Origin of the sequence: Buttiauxella sp. JUb87 (assembly GCF_004361975.1) — a bacterium.
In the GTDB taxonomy this organism is placed as follows: Bacteria; Pseudomonadota; Gammaproteobacteria; order Enterobacterales; family Enterobacteriaceae; genus Buttiauxella; species Buttiauxella ferragutiae.
Map to the genome: position 1 here is coordinate 742,684 of NZ_SNVY01000002.1, position 25,712 is coordinate 768,395.

Below are 25,712 nucleotides of genomic sequence, written 5' to 3' on the forward strand. Positions count from 1 at the left end.
GGCTGATATCAGGCGATGGTACGTTGGATTTCGATGATTTCGAAGACTTCGATCACATCACCAACACGCACATCGTTGTAGTTCTTCACGCCGATACCACATTCCATACCGTTACGAACTTCGTTAGCGTCATCTTTGAAGCGGCGCAGGGATTCCAGCTCACCTTCATAGATAACAACGTTGTCGCGCAGTACACGGATTGGGTTGTGACGTTTGACCACACCTTCGGTAACCATACAACCTGCGATTGCGCCAAATTTAGGTGATTTGAACACATCGCGAACTTCGGCCAGGCCGAGGATCTGTTGTTTCAGTTCCGGAGACAGCATGCCGCTCATTGCCGCTTTAACTTCGTCAATCAGATGATAGATGACGGAGTAGTAACGCAGATCCAGGCTTTCTGATTCAATCACGCGGCGCGCAGATGCATCGGCACGGACGTTGAAGCCAACCAGAATAGCGTTAGAAGCTGCTGCAAGCGTTGCGTCAGTCTCAGTGATACCGCCCACACCAGAACCGATGATTTTAACTTTAACTTCATCAGTAGACAGTTTCAGCAAGGAATCACTGATTGCTTCAACAGAACCCTGAACGTCTGCTTTCAGCACAACGTTCACTTCGGACACTTCGCCTTCGGTCATGTTGGCGAACATGTTTTCCAGTTTAGATTTCTGCTGGCGAGCCAGTTTAACTTCGCGGAATTTACCCTGACGATACAGAGCAACTTCACGAGCTTTTTTCTCGTCACGAACAACTGTTACTTCATCACCCGCTGCCGGCACACCGGACAGACCAAGGATTTCAACAGGAATAGACGGACCAGCTTCAGTAACTTCACGACCCATTTCGTCACGCATTGCACGAACACGGCCATATTCGAAGCCACAAAGAACGATATCGCCTTTGTTCAGAGAACCTTCACGAACCAGAACCGTTGCTACCGGACCACGACCTTTATCCAGGAAGGATTCGATAACTACACCGCTCGCCATACCGTCACGCATTGCTTTCAGTTCGAGAACTTCAGCTTGCAGCAGGATTGCGTCCAGCAGTTCGTCAATACCTGTACCTGCTTTAGCAGACACGTGGATGAACTGGCTTTCGCCGCCCCACTCTTCTGGCATGATGCCGTACTGAGACAGTTCCTGCTTAACGCGGTCTGGATCGGCTTCTGGCTTATCGATTTTGTTCACCGCAACCACTACCGGCACCTGCGCCGCTTTCGCGTGCTGGATAGCTTCGATAGTTTGTGGCATTACGCCATCGTCTGCGGCAACGACCAGAACAACGATATCCGTCGCCTGAGCACCACGAGCACGCATAGAAGTAAACGCTGCGTGGCCCGGGGTATCCAGGAAGGTAACCATACCGTTGTCAGTTTCAACGTGGTATGCACCGATGTGCTGGGTAATACCACCCGCTTCGCCAGACGCTACTTTAGTAGAGCGAATGTAGTCGAGCAGTGAAGTTTTACCGTGGTCAACGTGACCCATGATGGTAACAACCGGCGCACGAGACTCAGCAACTGCGTCAGTGTCACGGTCGCTCATCAGCGCTTCTTCCAGCTCGTTTTCACGACGCAGGATAACTTTATGGCCCATCTCTTCGGCAACCAGCTGTGCGGTTTCCTGGTCGATGACCTGGTTAATGGTTGCCATAGCACCCAGTTTCATCATTGCTTTGATGACCTGAGAGCCTTTAACAGCCATTTTGTTAGCCAGTTCTGCAACAGTAACGGTTTCGCCGATTACAACGTCACGGTTAACTGCTTGTGCAGGCTTGTTGAAGCCTTGCTGCAGTGAACTTGGTTTACGCTTGCCTTTACCACCACGAACTGCAGCACGTGCTTCTTCACGGTCAGCTTTAGACTCGCCGTGTTTGCCGCCTTTCTTCTGGCGTGGTGCTTTAGTTGTCGCAGTACGAGCACGAGTACGGCCAGCTTCAACTTCGCGGTCGTTTTCGTCTTCAGCCTGGCGAGCGTGTTGAGAAGTGGTTACATGGTAATCAGATTTGTCGTCTTCCACTTTCTCTTCTTCCGTCCAAACACCTGCGTTAGCTTCAGCCATTTTACGGGCCTCTTCAGCTACACGGCGGGCGTCTTCTTCTAATTTGCGACGGGCTTCTTCTTCAGCAGCACGCTTCAGATCTGCAGCTTCTGCTTCGCGACGGGCTTTATCTGCCTGGGCGCTTTTTGTCATATCGTCTTGTTGATTGCTCACTTTGTCTTTTTCCGCAGCTTCACGTTTCGCTTTATCAGCGGCTTCACGCTTAGCTTTATCTTCAGCTTCACGTTTAGCTTTTTCTTGCGCCTGACGATTGGCAGCATCCTGCGCCTCACGTTGGGCTTGCTCTTCCGCTTCACGCTGCGCCTGTTCTTCCGCGGCAAGACGTTCTGTCTCTTGCGGATCACGTTTCACAAAGGTGCGCTTCTTGCGGACTTCGATTTGTACCGATTTACTTTTCCCACCGGTACCTGGAATGTTTAAAGTACTGCGCGTTTTGCGCTGTAATGTCAACTTATCTGGCGCAGAACCATGTTCACGGTTCAGGTGCGCCAGTAATGTTTGTTTTTCCTGGGCCGAGACAGAGTCATCAGCAGCCTTAGGGATCCCTGCATCAGCAAATTGCTGTACCAGGCGGTCCACGGAGGTCTGAATCTCTGCGGCCAGCGCTTTTACGGTTACATCTGTCATGCTGTTCCTTCCTGCTACAGTTTATTACGCTTCGCCGCCAAACCAGCAGATATTGCGAGCAGCCATAATCAACTCACCGGCCTTCTCGTTGGTTAAACCTTCAATATCTGACAGATCGTCGACACCTTGCTCAGCCAGGTCTTCAAGCGAGCTCACACCGCGCGAAGCGAGTTTAAATGCCAGGTTGCGATCCATACCTTCGAGGTTCAGCAGATCCTCTTGAGGTTTGTTATCGCCCAGGCTTTCTTCCTGCGCCAATGCCAGTGTGGTGAGGGCGTTTTTGGCGCGATCACGTAATGCTTCCACTGTATCTTCATCAAGGCCATCAATTTCCAACAGCTCTTTCATCGGCACGTAGGCCAACTCTTCGAGAGTGGAGAAACCTTCTTCTACCAATACAGTGGCAAAGTCCTCGTCGATCTCGAGGTATTTGGTAAAGGTATCAATGGCAGCATGTGCTTCAGCCTGATGCTTGGCTTGCAGGTCATCAACAGTCATTACGTTGAGTTCCCAGCCGCTCAGCTGTGCAGCCAGACGAACGTTTTGTCCGTTACGACCGATTGCTTGTGCCAGATTGCCTGCCTCTACCGCGATATCCATTGTATGTTTGTCTTCATCAACAACAATGGAAGCCACGTCAGCCGGAGCCATAGCATTGATAACGAATTGTGCTGGGTTATCGTCCCACAGCACGATATCAATACGCTCACCGCCCAGTTCAGTAGAAACTGCCTGAACACGCGCACCGCGCATGCCGACACAAGCACCTACTGGGTCAATACGCTTGTCGTTGGTTTTCACAGCGATTTTCGCACGAGAACCAGGATCACGAGCAGCGGCTTTGATTTCAATAACTTCTTCGCCAATTTCCGGCACTTCAATGCGGAACAGTTCGATCAGCATTTCAGGCTTGGAACGGCTAACAAACAGTTGAGCACCGCGAGCTTCCGGACGCACAGCATAAAGCACACCGCGGATACGGTCACCTGGGCGGAAGTTTTCACGCGGCAACATATCTTCGCGAAGAATAACTGCTTCAGCGTTGCTGCCGAGATCAAGAGAGATGTTCTCGCGATTAACTTTCTTCACGACACCAGTGATGATTTCACCTTCGTGTTCGCGGAACTGATCAACTACCATTGCGCGCTCAGCTTCACGTACTTTCTGTACGATAACCTGTTTTGCGGTCTGAGTAGTGATACGGTCGAAAGTCACAGATTCGATCTGGTCTTCAACGTATCCGCCAACATTCAGCTCTGGATCTTCGAATTGAGCTGCATCAAGGGTAATTTCACGCGTAGGTTGGGTCACTTCTTCAACAATAACCCAGCGGCGGAAAGTATCGAAGTCACCACTTTTACGATCGATGCTGACACGCACATCAATCTCTTGTTCGTATTTTTTCTTGGTCGCTGTTGCAAGTGCACTTTCCAGCGCTTCGAAAATCTTCTCGCGCGGCAGTGATTTTTCATTGGAAACTGCTTCTACAACAGCCAAAATTTCTTTGTTCATCCTGGGTTTTCACCTCAATCCAAACTATTAAAAGTGGGGTACCAGGTTCGCTTTCTGGATGTTGCTCAGCGCGAACACTTCATCTTTACCTTCCACCGTGACCGTGATCATCTCACCTTCTACGGCTTTAATTATACCCTGCCATTTACGACGGTTTTGCACAGCCATTCGCAACACAATGCTCACTTCTTCGCCGGTAAAGCGAACGTAATGCTCTGCGGTGAACATTGGGCGATCAAGGCCTGGTGAGGAAACTTCCAGGTTGTAAGCTACAGTGATAGGGTCTTCGACATCCAGAACTGCACTTACCTGGTGACTGACATCAGCACAATCATCAACATTGATGCCAGCTTCACTATCAATATAGATGCGCAGCGTAGATTGGCGACCTCGAACGAATTCGATACCGACTAATTCATAGCCCAGCGCCTCGACCGGTGCTGAAATCATCTCTGTTAATTTTTGCTCTAATGTGGACAAGCCCACCCCCGAGAAATAAAAAAAGGGCATATAGCCCAGTTATTCTGAAGTCAGATAACAAAAAACCCCGATAAATCGAGGCTTTATATAACTGAACCCTGTACACCGCAATTGCGGCCCGGACACCATCCAGGAGAATTTTTTTCTAAATTCTTCGCGAGGCACCAACTGGTGTTCACAGTATATTTGAAAAAGAACTCTCAGGGAAAGTGGTTGCGGGGGCCGGATTTGAACCGACGACCTTCGGGTTATGAGCCCGACGAGCTACCAGGCTGCTCCACCCCGCGTCCGAAAACGTGGCAAATATTACGCCGATATTGCATAAAATGCAAGAAATGCAGATATTTTGGTACCGAGGACGGGACTTGAACCCGTAAGCCCAATCGGGCACTACCACCTCAAGGTAGCGTGTCTACCAATTCCACCACCTCGGCACTTTGAACACGGTAATCACTTCTTACCGTATTGAAGCTTACTACTTATTACTGCGGGATATCGCTGCTCGGCTTGGTAGGTGCCGCTGGCTGTGACTCAGTTTTTGTAGGCTGAGTTAAATTATCCCACACACTTCCTTTATCGGTTTTGTTGGTATTGAGGTTACCCAGTACCAGGCTGATAATAAAGAACAGCGTTGCTAACACAGCGGTCATGCGGGTCATGAAGTTACCAGAACCGTTAGAACCAAACAGCGTAGCGGAAGCGCCTGCTCCGAAGGAGGCTCCCATATCAGCGCCTTTACCTTGTTGCAGCATGATAAGACCTACAAGGCCCAGGGCTACAATAAGGAAAACAACTAAAAGAGCTTCGTACATAATCAACCTGTTCCTTGCGGGATTACCGCATACCAAAGCTTCAAACCAGTCAAGCGGATACGTTTAAGTTTACCCACTGAAGCGGGTGAGAATACTAACCAAAGCCTTCGAACTGCGCAAGGGCAATTTATTCACATTTCGCTGACTGCGGAAAAAAACAGCAACACACCGACTTTCGCCTGGAAAACAGGCGGCAAATGCCGCCTTTTCACACAACAACCAAGAGTGACTTTAAACTGCTTTTACAGCATCAGCGATACGGTTGGCATATTCAATGACCAACGCTTCATCTTCGCCTTCAACCATTACGCGGATTAATGGTTCTGTGCCAGATTTACGCAGTAACACGCGGCCACGATTGCCGAGCGCCTCTTCAACTTCAGCAGTCACTTTTTTCACTGAATCGTGTTCAAGTGGATCACCGCTGCCTGCAGTAAAGCGTACATTTACCAAAATTTGCGGGAATAATTTCATTCCGCTGCACAAGTCATGCAAGCTCATATGGTTACGCACCATTGCAGTGAGTACTTGCAAACCTGCCACGATACCGTCGCCAGTGGTGGTTTTATCCAGAAGAATCACGTGACCTGAGTTTTCAGCGCCAATTCTCCAGCCTTTTTCCTGAAGCTTTTCCAGCACATAGCGGTCGCCCACTTTTGCACGCGCAAACGGAATACCGAGCTGTTTCAATGCCAGCTCCAGCCCCATATTGCTCATCAGTGTACCAACTGCACCACCGCGCAACTGGCCCTGACGGAGTCCTTCACGAGCGATGATGTAGAGGATCTGGTCGCCATCAACTTTGTGGCCCAGATTGTCCACCATGATGACACGGTCGCCATCACCATCCAGTGCAATGCCAATGTCAGCTTTCTCAGCCAGCACGCGCTCTTGCAGCATGCGCACGTCAGTAGCACCACATTTTTCGTTGATATTGACGCCGTTTGGCTCACAACCCACGGTAATGACCGTTGCACCCAGTTCACGCAGCACATTTGGTGCAATGTGGTAAGTCGCACCATTAGCACAATCGACAACAATCTTAAGGCTGCTGAGGCTTAATTCATTAGGGAATGTGCCTTTACAGAATTCGATATAGCGACCCGCGGCATCAACGATACGGCTGGCTTTGCCCAGTTCTGCAGAATCAACACACGTGATCTCTTTTTCCATTTCCGCTTCAATGGCTTCTTCAACTTCATCTGGCAGTTTTGTGCCGTCGATTGAGAAGAATTTAATCCCGTTATCATAGAACGGGTTATGCGATGCAGAGATAACAATCCCGGCTTCTGCACGGAATGCACGGGTCAGATAAGCAACGGCAGGCGTTGGCATCGGGCCAGTGAATGAAGCAGACAAACCCGCCGCAGCCAGGCCCGCTTCGAGAGCAGATTCCAGCATGTAACCAGAAATACGGGTGTCTTTGCCGATAATAATTTTACGCGAACCATGACGCGCCAAGACTTTCCCTGCTGCCCAGCCGAGTTTCAGCACAAAGTCAGGAGTAATTGGGGAATCGCCTACACGACCGCGAATGCCATCTGTGCCAAAATATTTACGGTTACTCATAGCGTTTTTTTTCCTTCGCTGAAAGTGTGGCTTCCACCACGCGCATCGCTTCGACTGTCTCTTTCACATCGTGAACTCGAATGATATTAGCCCCCTGCATTGCAGCTATCACTGCACAAGCAAGACTGCCACTCAGGCGTTGATCCGGCCCGACATTCAGCAGTTGGCCAACCATTGATTTACGCGACATCCCCACCAAAAGTGGTAAACCAAAGTGATGGAATTCGGAGAGTCGGGCTAAAAGTTGGTAATTATGGGTCAGATTTTTACCGAAACCGAAGCCTGGGTCGAGTAACAATTTTTCTTTTGCGATACCAGCCGCTTCGCAGCGGGCAATTTGCTCGATAAAGAAGCGGTTCACATCAGCAAAGACGTCGTCATAATGAGGTGCCTGCTGCATATTTTTTGGTTCACCTTGCATATGCATCAGGCAAACTGGCAAACCAGTTTCCGCAGCAGCTTCAAGAGCACCAGGCTCCTGTAATGAGCGAATGTCATTGATGATATGTGCGCCGACTCGCGCCGATTCGCGAATGACTTCAGGCTTAGAGGTATCAACTGAAATCCAGATTTCAAAGCGTTGTGCAATGGCCTCCACAACAGGGATCACTCGCGACAGCTCCTCATCAACACTAACGTCAGCTGCACCTGGGCGAGTCGATTCACCACCGATGTCAATAATCGTCGCACCAGCGTTAATCATCGCGTTAGCGTGTTTTACGGCTTCAACTAATGAATTGTGCTGACCACCATCGGAAAACGAGTCTGGTGTGACATTTAAGATCCCCATAACATGAGGATGTGAGAGATCGAGCGTAGTGCCCTGTGCGGTGAGTTTCATCAAAATTCCCTGCATCGACTTTGGTTAAGACAAAAACAAAAACCCCGGGACAAGCCCAGGGTTTTATAGATTACTGCAGTAACATCCGACAGAGACGACTTATTTATCGCCCAACTGCTCTGACATAGTATTACCAGGATTCGGCGTACGCGGTTCGTCGACCGGACGCGGTGCACTTGGAGTACCGTTATTATCAGAATTGTTGTTGCCGTTGTTTGAATCTTCCCAACCTGCTGGCGGACGCACATCGCGGCGATTCATCAGGTCATCAATCTGTGGCGCATCGATGGTTTCATACTTCATCAGTGCGTCTTTCATGGTGTGCAGAATATCCATATTTTCATTCAGCAGCTGGCGAGCACGAGCGTAGTTACGCTCAATCAACAGCTTAACTTCCTGATCGATGATACGCGCAGTTTCATCGGACATATGTTTCGCTTTCGCGACTGAACGACCCAGGAACACTTCACCTTCCTCTTCCGCATACAGCAACGGACCGAGTTTCTCAGAGAAGCCCCATTGGGTAACCATGTTACGAGCGATGGATGTTGCTACTTTGATGTCGTTAGACGCACCAGTAGAAACATGCTCAGCACCGTAAATAATCTCTTCAGCAAGACGACCACCGTACAGCGTAGAAATCTGGCTTTCCAGTTTCTGACGGCTGGCACTGATTGCATCACCTTCTGGCAGGAAGAACGTTACACCCAGCGCACGACCACGCGGGATAATCGTTACTTTATGCACTGGATCATGCTCTGGTACCAGGCGGCCAATAATCGCGTGGCCTGCTTCATGGTATGCAGTTGATTCTTTTTGCGCTTCCGTCATCACCATAGAGCGGCGTTCCGCACCCATCATGATTTTGTCTTTCGCTTTTTCGAATTCAACCATCGAAACCACACGCTTGTTGCCACGTGCAGCAAACAAGGCAGCTTCGTTGACCAGGTTTGCAAGGTCAGCACCGGAGAAGCCTGGAGTACCACGTGCAATAATTGCTGGATCGACGTCTGGAGCCAGTGGCACCCTGCGGCTATGCACCTTCAGGATCTGCTCACGGCCACGTACATCTGGCAGACCAACAACAACCTGGCGGTCAAAACGGCCTGGACGCAGCAACGCTGGGTCAAGTACGTCTGGACGGTTAGTTGCAGCGATAACGATGATACCTTCGTTACCTTCGAAACCATCCATTTCAACCAGCATCTGGTTCAGTGTCTGTTCACGCTCATCGTGACCACCACCAAGACCCGCGCCACGCTGACGGCCTACGGCGTCAATTTCATCGATGAAGATGATGCATGGTGCCGCTTTCTTAGCTTGTTCAAACATGTCACGAACACGGGATGCACCCACGCCCACGAACATTTCAACAAAGTCAGAACCGGAAATAGTAAAGAATGGTACTTTCGCTTCGCCCGCAATGGCTTTCGCCAGCAAGGTTTTACCGGTACCCGGAGGGCCAACCATCAGCACGCCTTTCGGGATTTTACCGCCCAGTTTCTGGAAACGGCTTGGCTCACGAAGGTACTCAACCAGCTCAGCAACCTCTTCTTTTGCTTCGTCACAACCTGCAACGTCAGCAAAAGTGGTCTTAATTTGGTCTTCTGTGAGCATACGCGCCTTGCTCTTACCGAACGACATGGCACCTTTGCCACCGCCGCCCTGCATTTGACGCATAAAGAAGATCCAGACCCCAATTAGTAAAAGCATTGGGAACCAGGATATGAAAATAGAAGCCAGCAAGCTTGGCTCTTCAGGCGGTTCGCCTACTACTTTCACATTTTTGGTCAGCAGGTTATCAAGCAGTTTAGGATCGTTAACGGGGATGTAAGTCGTGTATCGGTTACTATCTTTCTTGGTAACGTTGATTTCACGTCCGTTGATACGCGCTTCGCGTACCTGGTCCTGATTTACTTCAGACAGGAAAGTGGAGTAATCCACCCTACGGCCATTTGACTCGCTGGGCCCAAAGCTCTGGAACACAGACATCAGCACAACCGCGATGACCAGCCAGAGTATTAGGTTTTTCGCCATGTCACTCAAGGGATTAACCTCATATTACAACTGTGTTAACAAACAGCGTCAGGGTACTATAGTTTTCGCCCAGTCGCTACAATGTACACTTCACGTGAGCGGGCACGAGAAGAGTCCGGTTTACGAACTTTAACTGTCGTAAACAGGGAGCGAATTTCTCGCAGGTATTCATCGAAACCTTCGCCCTGAAACACTTTCACTAAAAAACTACCGCCCGGTGCCAGAACGTCACGACACATTTCCAGTGCCAGTTCTACTAAATACATAGCCCGAGGAATATCAACTGCCGGTGTCCCGCTCATATTTGGAGCCATATCTGACATGACAACCTGAACTTTACTGCCACCAACACGATCCAACAGAGCTTTCACGACTAGTTCATCACGAAAGTCACCCTGAAGGAAATCAACACCAACGATAGGATCCATTGGTAAAAGATCGCAAGCAATGATTCGCCCCTGATTCCCGATCTGAGTCACGACATATTGTGACCAGCCTCCGGGAGCAGCACCAAGATCGACAATTGTCATTCCTGGCTTAAAAAGTTTGTCACTTTGCTGTATTTCATCAAGTTTAAACCAGGCACGGGAACGTAACCCTTTTTTATGCGCCTGAATTACATATTTATCGCTAAAGTGTTCCTGCAGCCAGCGACCAGAGCTGGCAGAACGCTTTTTACCTGTCATCTCATTTTCCAACTTTGTTCATCGTGAGTAGCAGGCTGTAGAGTTATCAGCACAGCCGATTGGCGATACGAGGGATATGGCGGTAGAATGAACCGTTTTCAATCCCAACGTAAGCAAAAAATACGATGAATCTGAGTACTAAACAAAAACAGCACCTGAAAGGTCTTGCACATCCGCTCAAGCCTGTAGTCATGCTTGGCAATAACGGTTTGACCGAAGGGGTACTGGCCGAGATTGAACAAGCGATCGAACATCATGAGTTAATCAAGGTGAAAATCGCAACTGAAGATCGCGAAACTAAAACCTTGATCGTCGATGCCATCGTGCGTGAAACCGGCGCCTGTAATGTACAGGTTATCGGTAAAACGCTGGTGCTCTATCGCCCGTCTAAAGAGCGCAAGATTTCTCTGCCAAAATAAGCAGAGAGTGTGCAAAATGCCACGCTCTGTTAGTTGATAAAAGGCCGCGATGCGGCCTTTTTCCTTTCTTTACAATACGCCACGTCATAAAAAAGCGTAGCAGATATTATAAATATTCCACTTTTACAATTTCGAACTCTACATCACCACCCGGCGTGCGGATAACAACGACATCATCCTGCTCTTTACCGACAAGGCCACGAGCAATCGGCGAGTTCACAGAAATAAGATTCTGTTTAAAATCAGCTTCATCGTCACCAACAATGCGATAAGTCTGCTCTTCTTCGTTATCCAGATTCAAAACTGTCACGCTCGCGCCAAAAATGACACGACCGTTATTAGGCATTTTGGAGATGTCGATAACCTGAGCATTCGACAGCTTAGCTTCGATATCCTGGATACGACCTTCACAAAAACCCTGTTGCTCACGCGCGGCATGGTATTCAGCGTTTTCTTTTAAATCGCCGTGTTCGCGGGCATCTGCAATCGCGGCAATAATTTGTGGGCGACGTACGGACTTCAGGAAATCCAGCTCTTCACGTAATCTTTCTGCGCCACGTAGGGTCATCGGAATAGGTTGCATTGTTATACCTCTTCAAAACTTTCCTGTTCAGAACTGCCCTGCGGCACCTCTGAATCCAGAGCCTGGTTTGCATAAGTAAGGCAAACCCCTGGCACTAAGCAAAATAAAACTGACCCGGCGCGAAGCACCAGGCCAGGAACGGTTTCCAAATTGACCTGTATTTTACCCTGGAGTTCACTGAGGGTCATCGTTTACTTTGCACCGCGATGCACCGTAGTATGACGACACGTTTCCAGGTTGTTACCGCGAGATTATGCGATTTTTTAGATTTGTCATTGGATTGACCAGTGCTGTGGTGTTTAACGTCCAGGCTGCCAACATAGAAGACTATACCTCCCAATTACCTGCGGGTGCGAATCTGGCTTTGATGGTGCAAAAAATAGGTGCGCCAGCTCCTTCTATTGACTACCACAGTCAACAGATGGCTCTGCCCGCAAGTACTCAAAAGGTCATTACGGCGCTAGCAGCACTGCTTCAATTAGGACCAGACTTCAGGTTTACCACCACCCTTGAGAGTCATGCTCAAGTCAGTAATGGTGTCTTACAAGGTGACCTTATTGCGCGATTTGGTGGCGATCCTACGTTAAAACGTCAGGATATTCGCAATATGGTGGCAGTCCTGAAAAAATCGGGTGTGCAGCAAATTCAGGGAAATGTGCTGGTAGATACCTCCGTTTTCGCCAGCCATGACAAAGCACCTGGCTGGCCATGGAATGACATGACACAGTGCTTTAGCGCCCCGCCAGCTGCCGCAATTGTTGACCGGAACTGTTTCTCTATTTCGCTATACAGCGCACCAAAAGCTGATGACTTAGCGTTTATTCGCATCGCTTCTTACTACCCAGTAGTGATGTTCAGCCAGGTTCGTACCCTCGCCAAAGGCTCCGCGGATGCACAATATTGCGAACTGGACGTCGTTCCGGGTGATTTAAATCGCTTTACGCTAACCGGATGTATGACACAACGTGCAGACCCTCTCCCGCTGGCATTCGCGATACAAGATGGCGCAAGTTACGCTGGTGCGATTTTGAAAGCTGAGCTAAAAGAAGCGGGCATCAGTTATAGCGGAACCTTATTACGCCAGACGCAAGCGAATACACCAGGAACGGTCATCGCCAGTAAGCAATCGGCCCCATTGCACGATTTGCTAAAGGTTATGCTCAAGAAATCGGACAACATGATTGCCGATACCGTTTTTCGTACTATCGGCCATAACCGTTTTGGAGTGCCGGGAACCTGGCGTTCCGGAGCTGATGCCGTACGTCAAATCCTCCGGCAGAAAGCAGGTGTTGATTTAGGTAACAGTATCGTCGTTGATGGTTCGGGGCTATCGCGCCACAATCTCATCTCCCCCGCCACTATGATGCAGGTGTTGCAATATATCGCCCAAAATGACAGTGAGCTTAATTTTATCTCAATGCTACCGTTAGCGGGTTACGACGGTTCATTACAGTATCGTGCTGGTCTTCATCAGGCCGGTGTTGATGGCAAAGTTTCTGCGAAAACCGGTTCACTGCAAGGTGTTTATAACCTTGCTGGATTTATTACCACTGCCAGCGGCCAAAGAATGGCCTTTGTGCAATATTTGTCAGGCTACGCTGTAGAGCCTGCCGATCAACGTAACCGCCGTATCCCATTAGTGCGATTTGAAAGTCGTCTCTATAAGGATATCTACCAGAATAATTAAGTTATGAAACTGCTGATTGTTGAAGACGATTTACTGTTGCGGGAAGGCCTGGTGCTGGCATTGAGCAGCGAAGGTTATGCGCTTGATTGTGCTACGACCGCCGCCGAAGCAGATGCGCTGATCGAAAGTGGCGAATACGGCATGATCATTCTCGATCTTGGCCTGCCTGATAAAGACGGAGCCACATTATTAAGACAATGGCGACGTCGCAGTATCAGTACACCCGTGCTGATACTAACGGCTCGTGACGCACTGGAAGATCGCGTCAACGGACTGGATTCTGGTGCAGATGATTATCTGGTCAAGCCATTTGCTCTCGCTGAATTGCAAGCCCGCACGCGGGCGCTGATTCGCCGATATCAGGGTCATAGCGATAACCTTCTTCAGCATGATGATTTGACACTCAACCTGCAAACTCAACAGGTGCTATTGCAAGATCAGCCCGTCGAAATCACACCAAAAGAGTTCGCCCTGCTCACACGCTTGATGATGCGTATCGGTCAGACCGTGCACCGTGAAACTTTGCAGCAGGATATCTACAGCTGGCAGGACGATCCCGGCTCGAATACCCTTGAAGTCCACATCCACAACCTAAGACGTAAGTTAGGCAAAGACAGGATCAAAACTGTCCGTGGCGTGGGTTATCGGCTGGATAGCCGTGTATGAACAGCATGCGCCAGCGCTTGATGGTCCTACTCGCACTTATTCTTTTGTTTTTTCAGCTAATTAGCGTTATTTGGTTGTGGCATGAAAGCCGTGAGCAAATCAGTTTTCTGGTCAGTGAAACGCTATCAGCCAAAGCCCGAAATCAGCATGTAGAAAAGGAAATCCGCGAGGCGATTGCTTCGTTATTGGTTCCTTCTCTGGTGATGATTGGATTCACGCTTTTCTTCTCATTCTGGGCAATCACCTGGATTACCCGTCCGTTGAATCGCCTGCGTACCAGCCTTGCTAATCGATCTGCCGATAACCTGTCACCACTGTCAATGTATTCAGACATGGATGAGATGGTTGCTGTTACCAACTCGCTGAACCAACTCCTGGCGCGACTAAACCATACCATTCAGCAAGAGCGCTTATTTACCGCAGACGCCGCTCATGAATTACGAACTCCTCTGGCAGGCATTCGTCTGCACCTCGAGTTAATGGCAAATGCAGGCATTCAGCAGGCCCCTATGCTGTTGGAGCGTATCGATCAACTGATGCACACCATTGAGCAGTTGCTGATGCTCTCGCGCGCTGGACAAGCGCTGGCGAGTGGTCATTACGATACTCTCAACTGGCATCGTGACATTATCTCGCCGCTCAAAATGGAAATGGAAGAGATGGTGGCCTTGCGTAAGCAAAATATTATCTGGACGGAGGAAAATGAAATTATCGTTCAGGGTGATGCAGTACTGCTGCGTTTGATGCTGCGTAACCTTCTGGAAAATGCCTCTCGTTATAGCCCAGCTGAAAGTACCATCTCGGTCTCTTTAAACGCCCAGGATAACGGCGCGAAGTTAACTATTTCAGACCAGGGGCCAGGTATCGATGAAAAACATCGTCAGACGATTACCGATCCCTTCCGTCGAATGGATGAACGCTATGGCGGGAGTGGGCTTGGACTGAATATTGTCCAACGTATTGTTCAGCTTCATCATGGAAAACTAGCATTAGATAACGGTATCGATGGTGTTGGCCTGCAAGCAAGCTGCTGGATCCCATCGCAAAACCAATAAAAAAGGCCGGAAATTTCCGGCCTTTCATAAGATAACGTTTTATTTCTGATAGATGATTTCGACACCTTCGTCGTCATCTTCATCCCAGTCGTCATCCCAGTCTTCGTCTTCTTCCGCTTCCACGGCATCGAGTTGCTGTTGATGATAATCATCCCACATGAACTCAACCTTTTCCGGTGCAATCGGCTGGAGCTCAGCGATTTTCGGGTTAGCAATGATGAAGTCCATTACATCCCAGCACAGCGCATTCACGCCTTCGCGGTTAACGGCAGAGATCAGGTAGTATTTCTCTTCCCAGCCCATAGCGGTCGCAATTTCTTTTGCACGCGCTTCGGCGTCTTCTTTGCTCATCAAATCGCATTTGTTGAAGACCAACCAGCGTGGCTTCTCAGCAAGTTTCTCACTGTATTTTTCAAGCTCACCAATGATGACGCGGCCATTTTCAACCGGATCTGATTCGTCAATTGGTGCGATATCGATGAGGTGCAATAACACGCGGCAACGCTCAAGGTGTTTCAGGAAGCGGATGCCGAGGCCTGCGCCATCAGCTGCACCTTCGATAAGCCCTGGAATATCGGCAACCACAAAGCTTTTCTCGTTATCCATACGGACAACACCAAGGCTTGGGATAAGCGTAGTAAACGGATAATCCGCCACTTTTGGTTTTGCCGCAGAGACAGAACGAATAAAGGTAGATTTACCAGCATTTGGCAAACCAAGCATACCCACGTCTGCCAACAGCAGCAGCTCAAGTTGAATATCACGCTTCTCGCCAGGTGTACCCATGGTTTTCTGACGCGGAGTACGGTTCACAGATGACTTGAAACGGGTGTTACCCAAACCGTGCCAACCGCCCTTAGCCACCATCAAACGCTGACCATGCTGGGTCATATCACCCATGGTTTCGCCAGTGCCCTGATCGATAACACGCGTTCCTACAGGTACTTTTACGGTAATGTCTTTACCACGTTTACCGGTACAGTCACGGCTCTGGCCATTTTGACCACGTTCAGCGCGGAAAGATTTCTCGAAGCGATAGTCGATCAGGGTGTTGAGGTTTTCATCCGCCTCAAGCCAGACATCACCGCCATCACCGCCATCACCACCGTCCGGGCCGCCTCTGGGAATATATTTTTCACGACGGAAGCTAACGCAGCCGTTACCGCCATCACCTGCTACGACCAGGATCGTTGCTTCATCAACAAACTTCATTTCACTTCTCCGTAAATCATTCGCCCGAACGTTGTACTGGAAGAACAGCTTCGGTTTTGCGCCAACGTCCCCAAAGACGGTGACCAATGGCTGAATACATTGCACCTGCAACCACGACGAACGCGCCGCTATAACCCACAAGGTTAAGTAACGGCATGGCGAAGAAATCGGGCCAGGCTAACGCTAATAAATCAGAAAATAGCAAAGTAAACAGCGGAGTCAGCGTAATAATGGCGCTAACCTGTGCCGCCTGCCACCGTGCCATGGCTTCTGCCAGTGCCCCATACCCAACCAGTGTATTCAGGCCACAGAAAACTAAACATGCCAGTTGCCAGTCACTGAGCTGGAAAATTTTATCCAACTGAGCCAGAGGCAAAAGTGCAAGAGTACATAAAGTGTACAGCAAAAGGAGGATCTGTTGCGAGGCCAGGCGGCGTAATAATACCTTCTGCGCCACGCCATAGATGACCCACACTGTCGCCGCCAGAACACCGAATATCACCCCAAGGGTGTAATCTGTCAGGCGGGTAAAAATCTCTATCAGGCTGGTGTTAAAGAACATCACCAACCCACAAAGTAACATTATGGCCCCAATGACTTGTGTGCCGCGCATCTTCTCTTTGAGCACAACCACACTTGCCACCATCATTCCCACGGGGGAAAGCTGGCCAATAACCTGAGATGCTGTTGGGCTCAGGTACTGCAACGATGAACTAAACAGCAAAAAGTTTCCGAACAAACCACCGGTTGCAATGGCGAGTAACGCCAACCAACGTGGTTTTCGGAACAGGCGTAATGGAGGTAATTTTCCGCGTATTGCAAGAATACTACCCAGCCCCAGGCTTGCCATCAGGAAACGATAAAAGACCACTGTCGGCGGTTCCATTACCGTCAGCACCTGTTTCATCGCAATCGGCAATGCCCCCCAGCAAACTGCTGTAGTGAGCGCCAACAGAATGCCAATGCCTGCCTGCTGTTTCATTGCTTATTCCCTGCGACTACCTGATTTACCGGTCGCAGAATGTAAAAAGCCCCGCAACGTGTTGCGGGGCTTCTATCCGTTACCGGGACGCGAAAAACTTATTCAGCAACGATGCTGATGAACTTACGGTTTTTCGGACCTTTAACTTCGAACTTAACTTTACCGTCAGTCAAAGCGAACAGAGTATGATCTTTGCCGCAACCTACGTTAGTACCAGCGTGGAATTTAGTACCACGTTGACGAACGATAATGCTGCCTGCCAGAACTGCTTCACCGCCGAAACGTTTTACGCCCAGACGTTTAGCTTCGGAATCGCGACCGTTACGAGTAGAGCCGCCAGCCTTTTTATGTGCCATTTAATATGCTCCCCTGTATTAAGCGCTGATGCCGGTGATTTTCACATCAGTGAACCACTGACGATGACCCTGCTGCTTACGGTAGTGTTTACGACGACGAAACTTAACAATCTTAATTTTCTCGCCACGACCATGAGCAACAACTTCAGCTTTGATTACGCCGCCATCGACGAAAGGAACGCCGATTTTGATTTCTTCACCATTAGCGATCATCAGAACTTCAGCAAACTCAACAGATTCGCCAGTTGCGATGTCCAGCTTTTCCAGGCGAATGGTTTGACCTTCGCTTACTCGGTGTTGTTTACCACCACTTTGGAAAACCGCGTACATATAAAACTCCGCTTTCCGCACGCACCCTATGTATGTTTCAGGTGGCGCTATAAATATTCACAATAGGGCGCGAATATTACGCAAAACGAGAGCCTTTGACAAGCCCTCTCATGAAACAGAGTAGAAAAAAAACGCAACATCACACCAGCCGTTTATCTGCCTCGTTTTTTCAGTACAATCTGTACTACATTATTACTCCTCTTCCCTCACGTGATTCCGTACAGGCATGTGGTAAACAGGACTTTAAGCCAGACTTTTGCGATGAATTTAGAAAAAATTAATGAGTTAACCGCGCAAGATATGGCGGGCGTCAATGCGGTCATCCTTGAGCAGTTGAATTCAGATGTCCAATTGATCAATCAGTTAGGGTATTACATCGTCAGTGGCGGTGGTAAGCGTATCCGCCCAATGATTGCTGTACTTGCTGCTCGTGCGCTCGGTTATCAGGGTAAGGCGCATGTCAATATTGCAGCGCTTATCGAATTTATTCACACGGCGACGTTGTTGCATGATGACGTAGTAGATGAATCGGATATGCGCCGTGGCAAAGCCACAGCCAACGCGGCGTTCGGCAATGCGGCCAGTGTACTGGTCGGCGATTTTATCTATACCCGAGCCTTCCAGATGATGACTCAACTTGGTTCACTCAAGGTACTTGAAGTCATGTCCGAAGCAGTGAACGTGATTGCTGAAGGTGAAGTTCTGCAATTAATGAACTGCAATGACCCGGATATCACTGAAGAAAGCTACATGCGGGTGATCTACAGCAAAACAGCACGCCTGTTTGAAGCGGCCGCTCAATGTTCCGGTATTTTAGCTGATGCCACTGTAGAGCAGGAGAAAGCCCTTCAGGATTATGGTCGCTATCTGGGTACTGCATTCCAACTCATTGATGATCTTCTCGACTACAGTGCGGACGGGCAAACTCTGGGTAAGAATGTTGGTGATGATCTTAACGAGGGCAAACCGACTCTCCCGTTACTGCACGCAATGCGTAACGGCAATGCAGAGCAAGCAAAAATGATCCGTGAAGCCATTGAACAAGGTAACGGGCGTCATTTGCTGCAACCAGTATTGGACGCGATGGCGGCCTGTGGTTCACTGGAATGGACTCAATTACGCGCAGAGCAAGAAGCAGACAAAGCCATTGCTGCGCTGAGTATTTTGCCAGAAAGTGAACACAAAGAAGCACTAATTGCACTGGCTCATATGGCCGTTCAACGCGACCGTTAATCTTTTTAGCGCGCCAGCTAAAGGCGCGCTAAGTTTCCAATAATTTTTTTCCCCGCTTCAGCACGCTTCCTATAACCAATCTGTTTTCATTGGATTTCATTCACTTTGTGTGGGTTAACACAGATTTAATTTTTTAAGCCATTTATTGGAATCTTTTGGCACTTTGCTATGTTATAAACACTCTTGAGTAGACCGGTTAAACGAAACGGTTACAGGGAGGAACATGGAAAGTAATTATTCTGACTGGCACCCGGCAGACATAATCGCAGGGTTACGTAAACGTGGAACAAGCCTGGCGGCTGAATCCAGGAAGGCAGGGCTAAGTTCATCGACGCTGGCTAATGCGTTGACGCGCCCATGGCCTAAAGGTGAGTTAATCATAGCAACGGCACTGGATACATCACCCTGGATGATTTGGCCCTCGCGGTATTACGACCCACAAACTCATCAGTTAATTAACCGAGCGAGTTTAATGCGTAAGCGATAAAAAAACCGGGCATGCCCGGTTTTCTCTTGTTAACAACAAAATTTATTCGCTGCCACTACCTTTCACACGTTCAATCTTCGCACCCAACGCCTGAAGTTTATCTTCAATGCGCTCGTAGCCACGATCGATGTGGTAAATACGGTCAACAACGGTTGTGCCTTCGGCAATACAGCCAGCCAGAACCAGGCTTGCTGAAGCACGCAGGTCGGTCGCCATCACTTGTGCACCAGACAGTTTTTCAACGCCGTGGCAAATCACCGTATTACTTTCAATCTCGGCATGTGCGCCCATACGGATAAGTTCTGGAACGTGCATGAAGCGATTTTCAAAAATGGTTTCGGTGATAACACCCGTGCCTTCAGCCACCAGGTTCAACAAGGTGAACTGAGCCTGCATATCGGTCGGGAAACCAGGGTGCGGTGCAGTACGGATGGTCACGCCTTTCGGGCGCTTACCGTGCATATCCAGGCTCACCCAGTCTTCGCCAACTTCAATATCGGCACCTGCTTCGCGCAGTTTCGCCAACACCGCATCAAGGGTGTCTGGTTGAGCATTACGGCAAACAATTTTGCCACCGGAAATCGCCGCAGCCACCAGGAAGGTCCCGGTTTCAATACGGTCAGGCACTACGCGGTAAACACCACCACCGAGGCGTTCAACGCCCTGGATAGTAATGCGATCGGTACCTGCACCGGTGATTTTCGCACCCAGAGTATTCAGGAAGTTCGCTGTATCAACGATCTCCGGCTCACGAGCGGCGTTTTCAATGATGGTTGTGCCTTCGGCAAGCGTAGCAGCACTCATGATGGTGACGGTGGCGCCTACGCTCACTTTATCCATCACAATGTGTGCGCCTTTCAGACGGCCCTGTACAGAGGCTTTAACGTAGCCTTCTTCCAGTTTGATTTCCGCACCAAGTTGCTCAAGACCGGTAATATGTAAATCAACCGGACGTGCGCCAATTGCACAGCCGCCAGGTAAAGAAACCTGCCCCTGACCAAAACGTGCAACCAACGGTCCAAGCGCCCAGATAGAAGCACGCATGGTCTTAACCAGATCATAAGGTGCGCAGAAGATATTCACTTCACTGGCGTCGATCCATACGGAACCGTTACGTTCAACTTTGGTACCCAACTGGCTTAACAGCTTCATTGTGGTATCAATGTCTTTCAATTTTGGAACGTTCTGAATCTCAACTGGCTCTTCAGCCAACAGAGCTGCGAAGAGGATCGGCAGCGCGGCGTTCTTCGCCCCGGAGATCGTCACTTCACCACTCAGTCGGGTTGGCCCCTGAACTCGAAATTTATCCATTGCAACTGCTCTCTATTAAATTCAAATCGTTACAATCCGCCGCGGCGAATTGCTCAAAAACCATTAAGTTTACGATCGCGATCCCACTCTTGCGGAGTATAGGTCTTGATGGAAACCGCATGAATACGGTTATCAGCAATCAGCTCCATCAATGGCGCATAAACTGTCTGTTGCTTCTTCACGCGACTTAACTCGGCGAATAACTCACCCACCGCAATCACCTGAAAATGGCTACCATCGCCTGAGACGTGGACTTCCTGGAGGGGCAGTGCGTTCATCAGCACTGTCTGAATTTCATGATTTTCCATGGGATATAATTCGTCGGTTAAGGAAACAAGCCACACATCTTAGAGGAAAGTGGCGTTGTCTTAAATAAGCAAAAAGCCCCTGATCTCAATCGATCAGGGGCAATGATAGTAACGCTATGAAAACACTAGCCTGCAAATGCGGGAAGGATGTCTTCTGGAAGGTTATAAAGTTTAGTCAGTGTTTGTAGATTATCACTGGCTCCCTGAAGCTCTACTTCAACGTTTTGTCGTCTGGCGAAAGCCACAAGATGAATCAACAACGCTAAACCTGAGGTATCTACACGCGATAAACCAGAAAGGTTAAGCGCCTTGATACCGGCCATGATTTGCTCCCGTTGCCGCCATAAAGGCCCCACGGTGTCGCTATCCAGCTCACCCGTCAGGTGTAAAGTTGCTGCTTCACGCTGCCAGTTAAGCTCGCCTGCCATTACTTTTTCGCTTCCAGTGTAATTGGCATACGGGAAATACTTTGCAGTTGCGCCGTCAAACCATCGATACCTTTGGTACGCAAGATATCACTCCACTCATTTTGCTTAGTGGTGATCATGCTGACACCTTCAGCAATCATGTCGTATGCCTGCCAGCCACCGGTCTGGGTGTTTTTACGCCACTGGAAATCAAGACGTACTGGTGGACGACCGTTTGGATCGACGATGGTGACACGAATCGCAATGATAGTGGCATCACCCAGCGGCTGCTCAGGGGCGATTTGGTAGGATTGCCCGTTATACATGGCAAGAGCCTGGCCGTAGGCTTGCTTCAAGTACTCTTCGAATGCTTTGAAGTAAGCATCACGCTGCGCAGGGGTCGCATCTTTATAATAACGACCCAGAACCAGAGCCCCCGCGTATTTTACCTGCACGTAAGGCAGCAGTTCCTGACCAACGATCTCACGCAAATAATCAGGGTTTTGGCGAATTTTAGGTTGTTCGTTTTTAAGGCGGTCAAAAGTTTTTTGTGCCGCTTCGCCCATTAACTTGTAGGGATTACTTTGATCCGCAGCATTCGCCAGCGGTGCAATAACCAGCATAGCAATCATAATAAGTCTTTTAAACATAACACTTTTCCTCTTAGATTAATGCGTGGTACCAGGCTGTGGCGCTGCACTATTATTCTGTGAATCCTGCGATGAGGAATCCCCTGAATTCTGATTATCACCATTGCCGCTCTTATACAGGAATTGGCCAATCAGGTCTTCCAGCACCAGGGCTGACTTGGTGTCCTGAATCGTCCCGCCCTCTTTAAGGATAGATGAACCGAGTTCTGGATCATCAAAACCGAGGTTCAACGCGAGATATTGCTCGCCCAGCAAGCCAGAAGTACGGATAGCCAGCGAACTGGTATCCGGAATGTGGTTATAGCGTTCTTCGATATCCAGGGTGACTCGTGGTAAGTAAGTTTTCGGATCCAGAGTAATATCGTCAACACGACCAATCACCACGCCACCGAGGCGCAGCGGGGAACCCGTTTTCAAGCTACCGATGTTGTCAAAAGTCGCATAGACCCGGTACGTTGGCTCACTGCGTAGCGAAGTGACGTTTGCCACTTTCAGACACAAGAAGACGATGGCTGCCAGCGCAATAATTAAAAATGCTCCAACCCCAGTTTCAAATTTCTTAGTTTGCATGAACTTAATTCCCAAACATCAGTGCTGTGAGCACAAAATCCAGACCTAAAACGGCCAGTGAAGCGTGCACAACGGTTCGTGTTGTTGCCCGACTAATCCCTGCGGACGTAGGAATAGCATCGTAGCCATTGAATAAAGCAATCCAGGTCACTGTTATCGCAAACACCACACTCTTGATGACACAGTTAACCAAATCAGTCCGCCAGCTGACGGCGTTTTGCATTGCAGACCAGAAGAAGCCCGCATCGATTCCCTTCCAGTTCACACCCACCAGCGCCCCACCCCAAATGCCGACCGCAGCAAAAATAAGCGTCAGCAAGGGTAGTGAAATCACGCCAGCCCAAAAACGCGGTGAAACGACCCGGCGTAGAGGATCAACCGCCATCATTTCCATACTGGAAAGTTGTTCTGTTGCCCTCATTAAGCCGATTTCTGCGGTTAGTGCTGAACCGGCACGCCCGGCGAACAGCAATGCAGCAACGACAGGACCAAGCTCTCGCAGTAATGACAAGGCGACCAACATACCGAGGCTTGATTCCGCGCTGTAGGTCGTCAGCACCAGGTAACCTTGCAGACCAAGCACCATGCCGATAAACAAACCAGAAACAATGATGATAATCAGCGACAACACACCAACGTTATACAGTTGGCGAATAAGCAATGGTGTGTGTTTGCGGAATTCCGGTTTCCCCACCAGCGCATTAAAAAGCATTATCCCAGCCCGGCCAAATGACGCACAGGTTTTCAACCCCCGCCGTCCGAATGATGCCAGTGCATTAAAGAACATGAGCAACTTAACTCCCTGTTTCTGATAATAAGTCATTCCGATAATCCATTGCCGGATAGCGGAACGGTACTGGCCCGTCGGCAATACCATCGAGGAACTGGCGCACTCGCGGGTCGCAATTTTCACGCAGGGCAGCAGGCGTGCCTTCAGCCACAATATGTTGATCCGCGGCAATATAGGCGTAATCGGCAATACTCAGTACTTCTGGGACGTCGTGAGAAACCACAATACACGTGACGCCAAGGGCGCTATTCAATTCTGAAATCAGTTTGACTAATACCCCCATAGTAATAGGGTCCTGACCAACAAATGGTTCATCAAACATGATCAGATCGGGTTCGAGCGCGATGGCTCGAGCTAGAGCTGCACGTCGGGCCATACCACCGGAGAGTTCGTTAGGCATCAGTTTAGCGGCACCACGTAACCCCACCGCCTCAAGTTTCATCATCACGGTGCTGTGCAACAACTCTTCCGGCAGGCGGCGATGTTCACGTAGTGGATACGCCACATTTTCAAAGACATTGAGGTCGGTAAATAGCGCGCCAGACTGGAATAGCATACTCATGCGTTTACGAACATTGTATAAACGCGAACGAGACATGGCGGGGACGTTTTCACCGTCAAACAGGATTTCACCGCTGTCGGGTTGAATTTGACCACCGATAAGCCGCAATAGCGTTGTCTTCCCAATCCCTGAAGGCCCCATTATGGCGGTAATTTTACCGCGGGGTACGTTCAGTGAAATATTGTCAAAGATGCGCCGACTGCCGCGAGTAAAACTTACTCCGCGAATTTCGACCAGATTAGTCTGCGTCTGGCTCATCATCTTTCCTTTTATCAAGTTCACGGACGAAGCATTTACTGGAAACTGAGTTCCAATCCAATATCCTTGCAGAATAATACCCGTCCTGATTAGCGAAAACTGGCATTTGTTTTACTTTTCTGCCACATAAAGTCAGAATTAAGAATCATGCCCGGCCCTACAGAACTGTATGCTCTGCCGGTACTTTCACAGCACAAGACCGGCGATTATACCTGAATTAAGGATTCTGCATGCTGTTAGCTACAGCTCTGTTAATTATTGGTTTGCTTTTGGTCGTCTATGGCGCTGACCGATTAGTGTTTGCCGCATCAATACTTTGTCGCAGTTTTGGGGTTCCACCACTGCTAATCGGTTTGACTGTGGTCAGTATTGGCACTTCACTACCAGAGCTCATCGTCGCCAGTTCTGCAGCCCTGCATGGTCAGTTGGATTTAGCGGTAGGGACCGCGTTAGGCTCAAATATCACCAATATTTTGTTAATTCTTGGCTTAGCGGCTCTTTTGCATCCATTTACCGTGAATTCCGATATTCTACGGCGCGAGTTACCCCTAATGTTAGTTGTCAGCGCAATTATTGGCTGGCTGCTTTTTGACAACCAGCTAAGCGTTGTTGATGGTGTTATTTTGATTACGGTATCAGTGGCGTATCTGCTGTTTACGATTAAAATAACGCGCCTTGCCGGAAATGAAGGTGCCGACAAACTGACCCGTGAACAGTTGGCAGAACTTCCCCGAGAAGGAAACCGCCCCGTCGCATTTTTATGGCTCGCTGTTGCCCTAATTATTATGCCGATGGCCACACGCATGGTTATCGATAACGCCAGTGTGTTGGCGCACTATTTTGGCGTGAGTGAGTTAGTGATTGGCCTGACGATTATTTCGGTTGGCACTAGCCTGCCTGAACTAGCCACCACCATCGCGGGTGCCCGTAAAGGCGAAGATGATATTGCGATTGGTAATATTATTGGCTCAAACATTTTCAATATTGTTCTGGTAATGGGCATTCCTGCGCTAATCGCACCAGGTGAAATCGACCCACTTGTCTTTGCACGTGACTATTGGGTGATGTTGGTCGTCAGTGTCATTTTCGCCGTACTTTGCTGGCGAAAGCCTCGCTCTATCGGCAAGACAGCAGGCGCTCTGTTAACATGTAGTTTCTTCGTATGGATTGTGGTGCTGTGGTTTGTTGCATCACCGGTCGTTGGGTAAAACGGAAC

At 49.2% G+C, this 25,712-nt stretch carries 27 protein-coding genes and 2 tRNA genes; 7 read left to right on the forward strand and 22 right to left on the reverse strand.

Translation table 11 applies throughout. The features are described 5' to 3' along the window. Positions 1–8 precede the first annotated feature (8 nt). The 10 genes from infB to rlmE form a co-directional block, all read right to left on the reverse strand. Positions 9–2,693 (reverse strand): translation initiation factor IF-2, encoded by a 2,685-nt coding sequence (gene infB / locus EC843_RS11605; RefSeq protein WP_064543157.1) that lies wholly within the window; start codon positions 2,691–2,693, stop codon positions 9–11. A 24-nt stretch (positions 2,694–2,717) separates the two neighbouring features. Then, on the reverse strand, positions 2,718–4,205 hold the full coding sequence (nusA, locus tag EC843_RS11610; RefSeq protein WP_034459687.1) for a transcription termination factor NusA: 1,488 nt from the start codon (positions 4,203–4,205) through the stop codon (positions 2,718–2,720). 27 nt (positions 4,206–4,232) lie between these two features. Beyond that, the gene (gene rimP, locus EC843_RS11615; RefSeq protein WP_034498954.1) at positions 4,233–4,685 is read right to left on the reverse strand and encodes a ribosome maturation factor RimP; all 453 of its coding nucleotides are present in this window, start codon (positions 4,683–4,685) and stop codon (positions 4,233–4,235) included. A gap of 210 nt (positions 4,686–4,895) precedes the next feature. Further along, a tRNA-Met gene (locus tag EC843_RS11620) sits at positions 4,896–4,972 on the reverse strand. Between the two features lie 60 nt (positions 4,973–5,032). Continuing rightward, positions 5,033–5,119: transfer RNA gene (locus tag EC843_RS11625), tRNA-Leu, on the reverse strand. Between the two features lie 48 nt (positions 5,120–5,167). Continuing rightward, positions 5,168–5,497 (reverse strand): preprotein translocase subunit SecG, encoded by a 330-nt coding sequence (gene secG, locus EC843_RS11630; protein ID WP_034498820.1) that lies wholly within the window; start codon positions 5,495–5,497, stop codon positions 5,168–5,170. Positions 5,498–5,728: 231 nt separating this feature from the next. Next, complete coding sequence (gene glmM, locus EC843_RS11635) at positions 5,729–7,066, reverse strand: phosphoglucosamine mutase (RefSeq protein WP_064543155.1); 1,338 nt, start codon at positions 7,064–7,066, stop codon at positions 5,729–5,731. Continuing rightward, positions 7,059–7,907: a dihydropteroate synthase gene (folP, locus tag EC843_RS11640; RefSeq protein WP_064543154.1), complete on the reverse strand. Its 849-nt coding sequence runs from the start codon at positions 7,905–7,907 to the stop codon at positions 7,059–7,061. The genes glmM and folP overlap by 8 nt, the downstream gene beginning before the upstream one ends. Positions 7,908–8,006: 99 nt before the next feature. Continuing rightward, positions 8,007–9,944, reverse strand: coding sequence for an ATP-dependent zinc metalloprotease FtsH (gene ftsH, locus EC843_RS11645; RefSeq protein WP_064543152.1), 1,938 nt, complete (start codon positions 9,942–9,944; stop codon positions 8,007–8,009). A gap of 56 nt (positions 9,945–10,000) precedes the next feature. Then, a complete protein-coding gene (rlmE, locus tag EC843_RS11650; RefSeq protein ID WP_064543150.1) occupies positions 10,001–10,630 on the reverse strand; it encodes a 23S rRNA (uridine(2552)-2'-O)-methyltransferase RlmE in 630 nt (209 codons plus the stop codon). 125 nt (positions 10,631–10,755) lie between these two features. Between rlmE and yhbY the strand changes: the two genes are divergently transcribed. Beyond that, positions 10,756–11,049 carry a ribosome assembly RNA-binding protein YhbY gene (gene yhbY / locus EC843_RS11655; RefSeq protein WP_034498826.1) on the forward strand — a complete coding sequence of 98 codons (294 nt, stop codon included), beginning with the start codon at positions 10,756–10,758 and terminating at the stop codon, positions 11,047–11,049. Between the two features lie 106 nt (positions 11,050–11,155). Here the strand turns inward: yhbY and greA are convergent, their stop codons facing one another. After that, entirely contained in the window at positions 11,156–11,632 is a 477-nt protein-coding gene (gene greA / locus EC843_RS11660) for a transcription elongation factor GreA (RefSeq protein ID WP_064543148.1), read from the reverse strand. Positions 11,633–11,885: 253 nt separating this feature from the next. Between greA and dacB the strand changes: the two genes are divergently transcribed. The 3 genes from dacB to pmrB are packed head-to-tail and all read left to right on the forward strand — an operon-like array spanning position 11,886 to position 15,040. Then, on the forward strand, positions 11,886–13,319 hold the full coding sequence (gene dacB / locus EC843_RS11665) for a serine-type D-Ala-D-Ala carboxypeptidase (RefSeq protein ID WP_064543143.1): 1,434 nt from the start codon (positions 11,886–11,888) through the stop codon (positions 13,317–13,319). A gap of 3 nt (positions 13,320–13,322) precedes the next feature. Then, on the forward strand, positions 13,323–13,985 hold the full coding sequence (gene pmrA, locus EC843_RS11670; RefSeq protein ID WP_064543141.1) for a two-component system response regulator PmrA: 663 nt from the start codon (positions 13,323–13,325) through the stop codon (positions 13,983–13,985). Next, the gene (gene pmrB, locus EC843_RS11675; protein WP_064543139.1) at positions 13,982–15,040 is read left to right on the forward strand and encodes a two-component system sensor histidine kinase PmrB; all 1,059 of its coding nucleotides are present in this window, start codon (positions 13,982–13,984) and stop codon (positions 15,038–15,040) included. The genes pmrA and pmrB overlap by 4 nt, the downstream gene beginning before the upstream one ends. Positions 15,041–15,079: 39 nt before the next feature. Here the strand turns inward: pmrB and cgtA are convergent, their stop codons facing one another. The 4 genes from cgtA to rplU all read right to left on the reverse strand — a co-directional run bounded on the left by cgtA (position 15,080) and on the right by rplU (position 17,920). After that, a complete protein-coding gene (gene cgtA, locus EC843_RS11680; protein WP_064543137.1) occupies positions 15,080–16,252 on the reverse strand; it encodes an Obg family GTPase CgtA in 1,173 nt (390 codons plus the stop codon). Between the two features lie 16 nt (positions 16,253–16,268). Continuing rightward, complete coding sequence (locus EC843_RS11685) at positions 16,269–17,234, reverse strand: DMT family transporter (RefSeq protein WP_064543135.1); 966 nt, start codon at positions 17,232–17,234, stop codon at positions 16,269–16,271. Between the two features lie 98 nt (positions 17,235–17,332). Continuing rightward, complete coding sequence (rpmA, locus tag EC843_RS11690; RefSeq protein WP_024549632.1) at positions 17,333–17,590, reverse strand: 50S ribosomal protein L27; 258 nt, start codon at positions 17,588–17,590, stop codon at positions 17,333–17,335. A gap of 18 nt (positions 17,591–17,608) precedes the next feature. Further along, complete coding sequence (rplU, locus tag EC843_RS11695) at positions 17,609–17,920, reverse strand: 50S ribosomal protein L21 (protein ID WP_064543133.1); 312 nt, start codon at positions 17,918–17,920, stop codon at positions 17,609–17,611. A gap of 261 nt (positions 17,921–18,181) precedes the next feature. Between rplU and ispB the strand changes: the two genes are divergently transcribed. Together ispB and sfsB are read left to right on the forward strand one after the other, a co-directional pair. Then, positions 18,182–19,153, forward strand: a complete 972-nt coding sequence (gene ispB, locus EC843_RS11700) for an octaprenyl diphosphate synthase (protein WP_064543131.1) — start codon at positions 18,182–18,184, stop codon at positions 19,151–19,153. A 223-nt stretch (positions 19,154–19,376) separates the two neighbouring features. Next, positions 19,377–19,640, forward strand: coding sequence for a DNA-binding transcriptional regulator SfsB (gene sfsB / locus EC843_RS11705; RefSeq protein WP_074388515.1), 264 nt, complete (start codon positions 19,377–19,379; stop codon positions 19,638–19,640). 42 nt (positions 19,641–19,682) lie between these two features. Here the strand turns inward: sfsB and murA are convergent, their stop codons facing one another. The 7 genes from murA to mlaF form a co-directional block, all read right to left on the reverse strand. After that, on the reverse strand, positions 19,683–20,951 hold the full coding sequence (murA, locus tag EC843_RS11710) for a UDP-N-acetylglucosamine 1-carboxyvinyltransferase (protein WP_121814815.1): 1,269 nt from the start codon (positions 20,949–20,951) through the stop codon (positions 19,683–19,685). Positions 20,952–21,004: 53 nt separating this feature from the next. Then, on the reverse strand, positions 21,005–21,259 hold the full coding sequence (gene ibaG / locus EC843_RS11715) for a BolA family iron metabolism protein IbaG (RefSeq protein WP_034459734.1): 255 nt from the start codon (positions 21,257–21,259) through the stop codon (positions 21,005–21,007). Between the two features lie 125 nt (positions 21,260–21,384). Beyond that, positions 21,385–21,687: a lipid asymmetry maintenance protein MlaB gene (gene mlaB, locus EC843_RS11720; RefSeq protein ID WP_064543128.1), complete on the reverse strand. Its 303-nt coding sequence runs from the start codon at positions 21,685–21,687 to the stop codon at positions 21,385–21,387. Further along, a complete protein-coding gene (gene mlaC, locus EC843_RS11725; RefSeq protein ID WP_064543126.1) occupies positions 21,687–22,316 on the reverse strand; it encodes a phospholipid-binding protein MlaC in 630 nt (209 codons plus the stop codon). Before mlaC ends, mlaB begins: the two co-directional genes overlap by 1 nt. An 18-nt stretch (positions 22,317–22,334) precedes the next feature. Continuing rightward, positions 22,335–22,886, reverse strand: a complete 552-nt coding sequence (gene mlaD, locus EC843_RS11730) for an outer membrane lipid asymmetry maintenance protein MlaD (protein ID WP_064543124.1) — start codon at positions 22,884–22,886, stop codon at positions 22,335–22,337. 4 nt (positions 22,887–22,890) lie between these two features. Then, positions 22,891–23,673, reverse strand: a complete 783-nt coding sequence (mlaE, locus tag EC843_RS11735) for a lipid asymmetry maintenance ABC transporter permease subunit MlaE (protein WP_064543170.1) — start codon at positions 23,671–23,673, stop codon at positions 22,891–22,893. A gap of 7 nt (positions 23,674–23,680) precedes the next feature. Further along, positions 23,681–24,496 (reverse strand): phospholipid ABC transporter ATP-binding protein MlaF, encoded by an 816-nt coding sequence (gene mlaF / locus EC843_RS11740; protein WP_064543121.1) that lies wholly within the window; start codon positions 24,494–24,496, stop codon positions 23,681–23,683. 230 nt (positions 24,497–24,726) lie between these two features. Between mlaF and EC843_RS11745 the strand changes: the two genes are divergently transcribed. After that, positions 24,727–25,704, forward strand: a complete 978-nt coding sequence (locus tag EC843_RS11745; RefSeq protein ID WP_064543119.1) for a calcium/sodium antiporter — start codon at positions 24,727–24,729, stop codon at positions 25,702–25,704. Positions 25,705–25,712 lie beyond the last annotated feature (8 nt).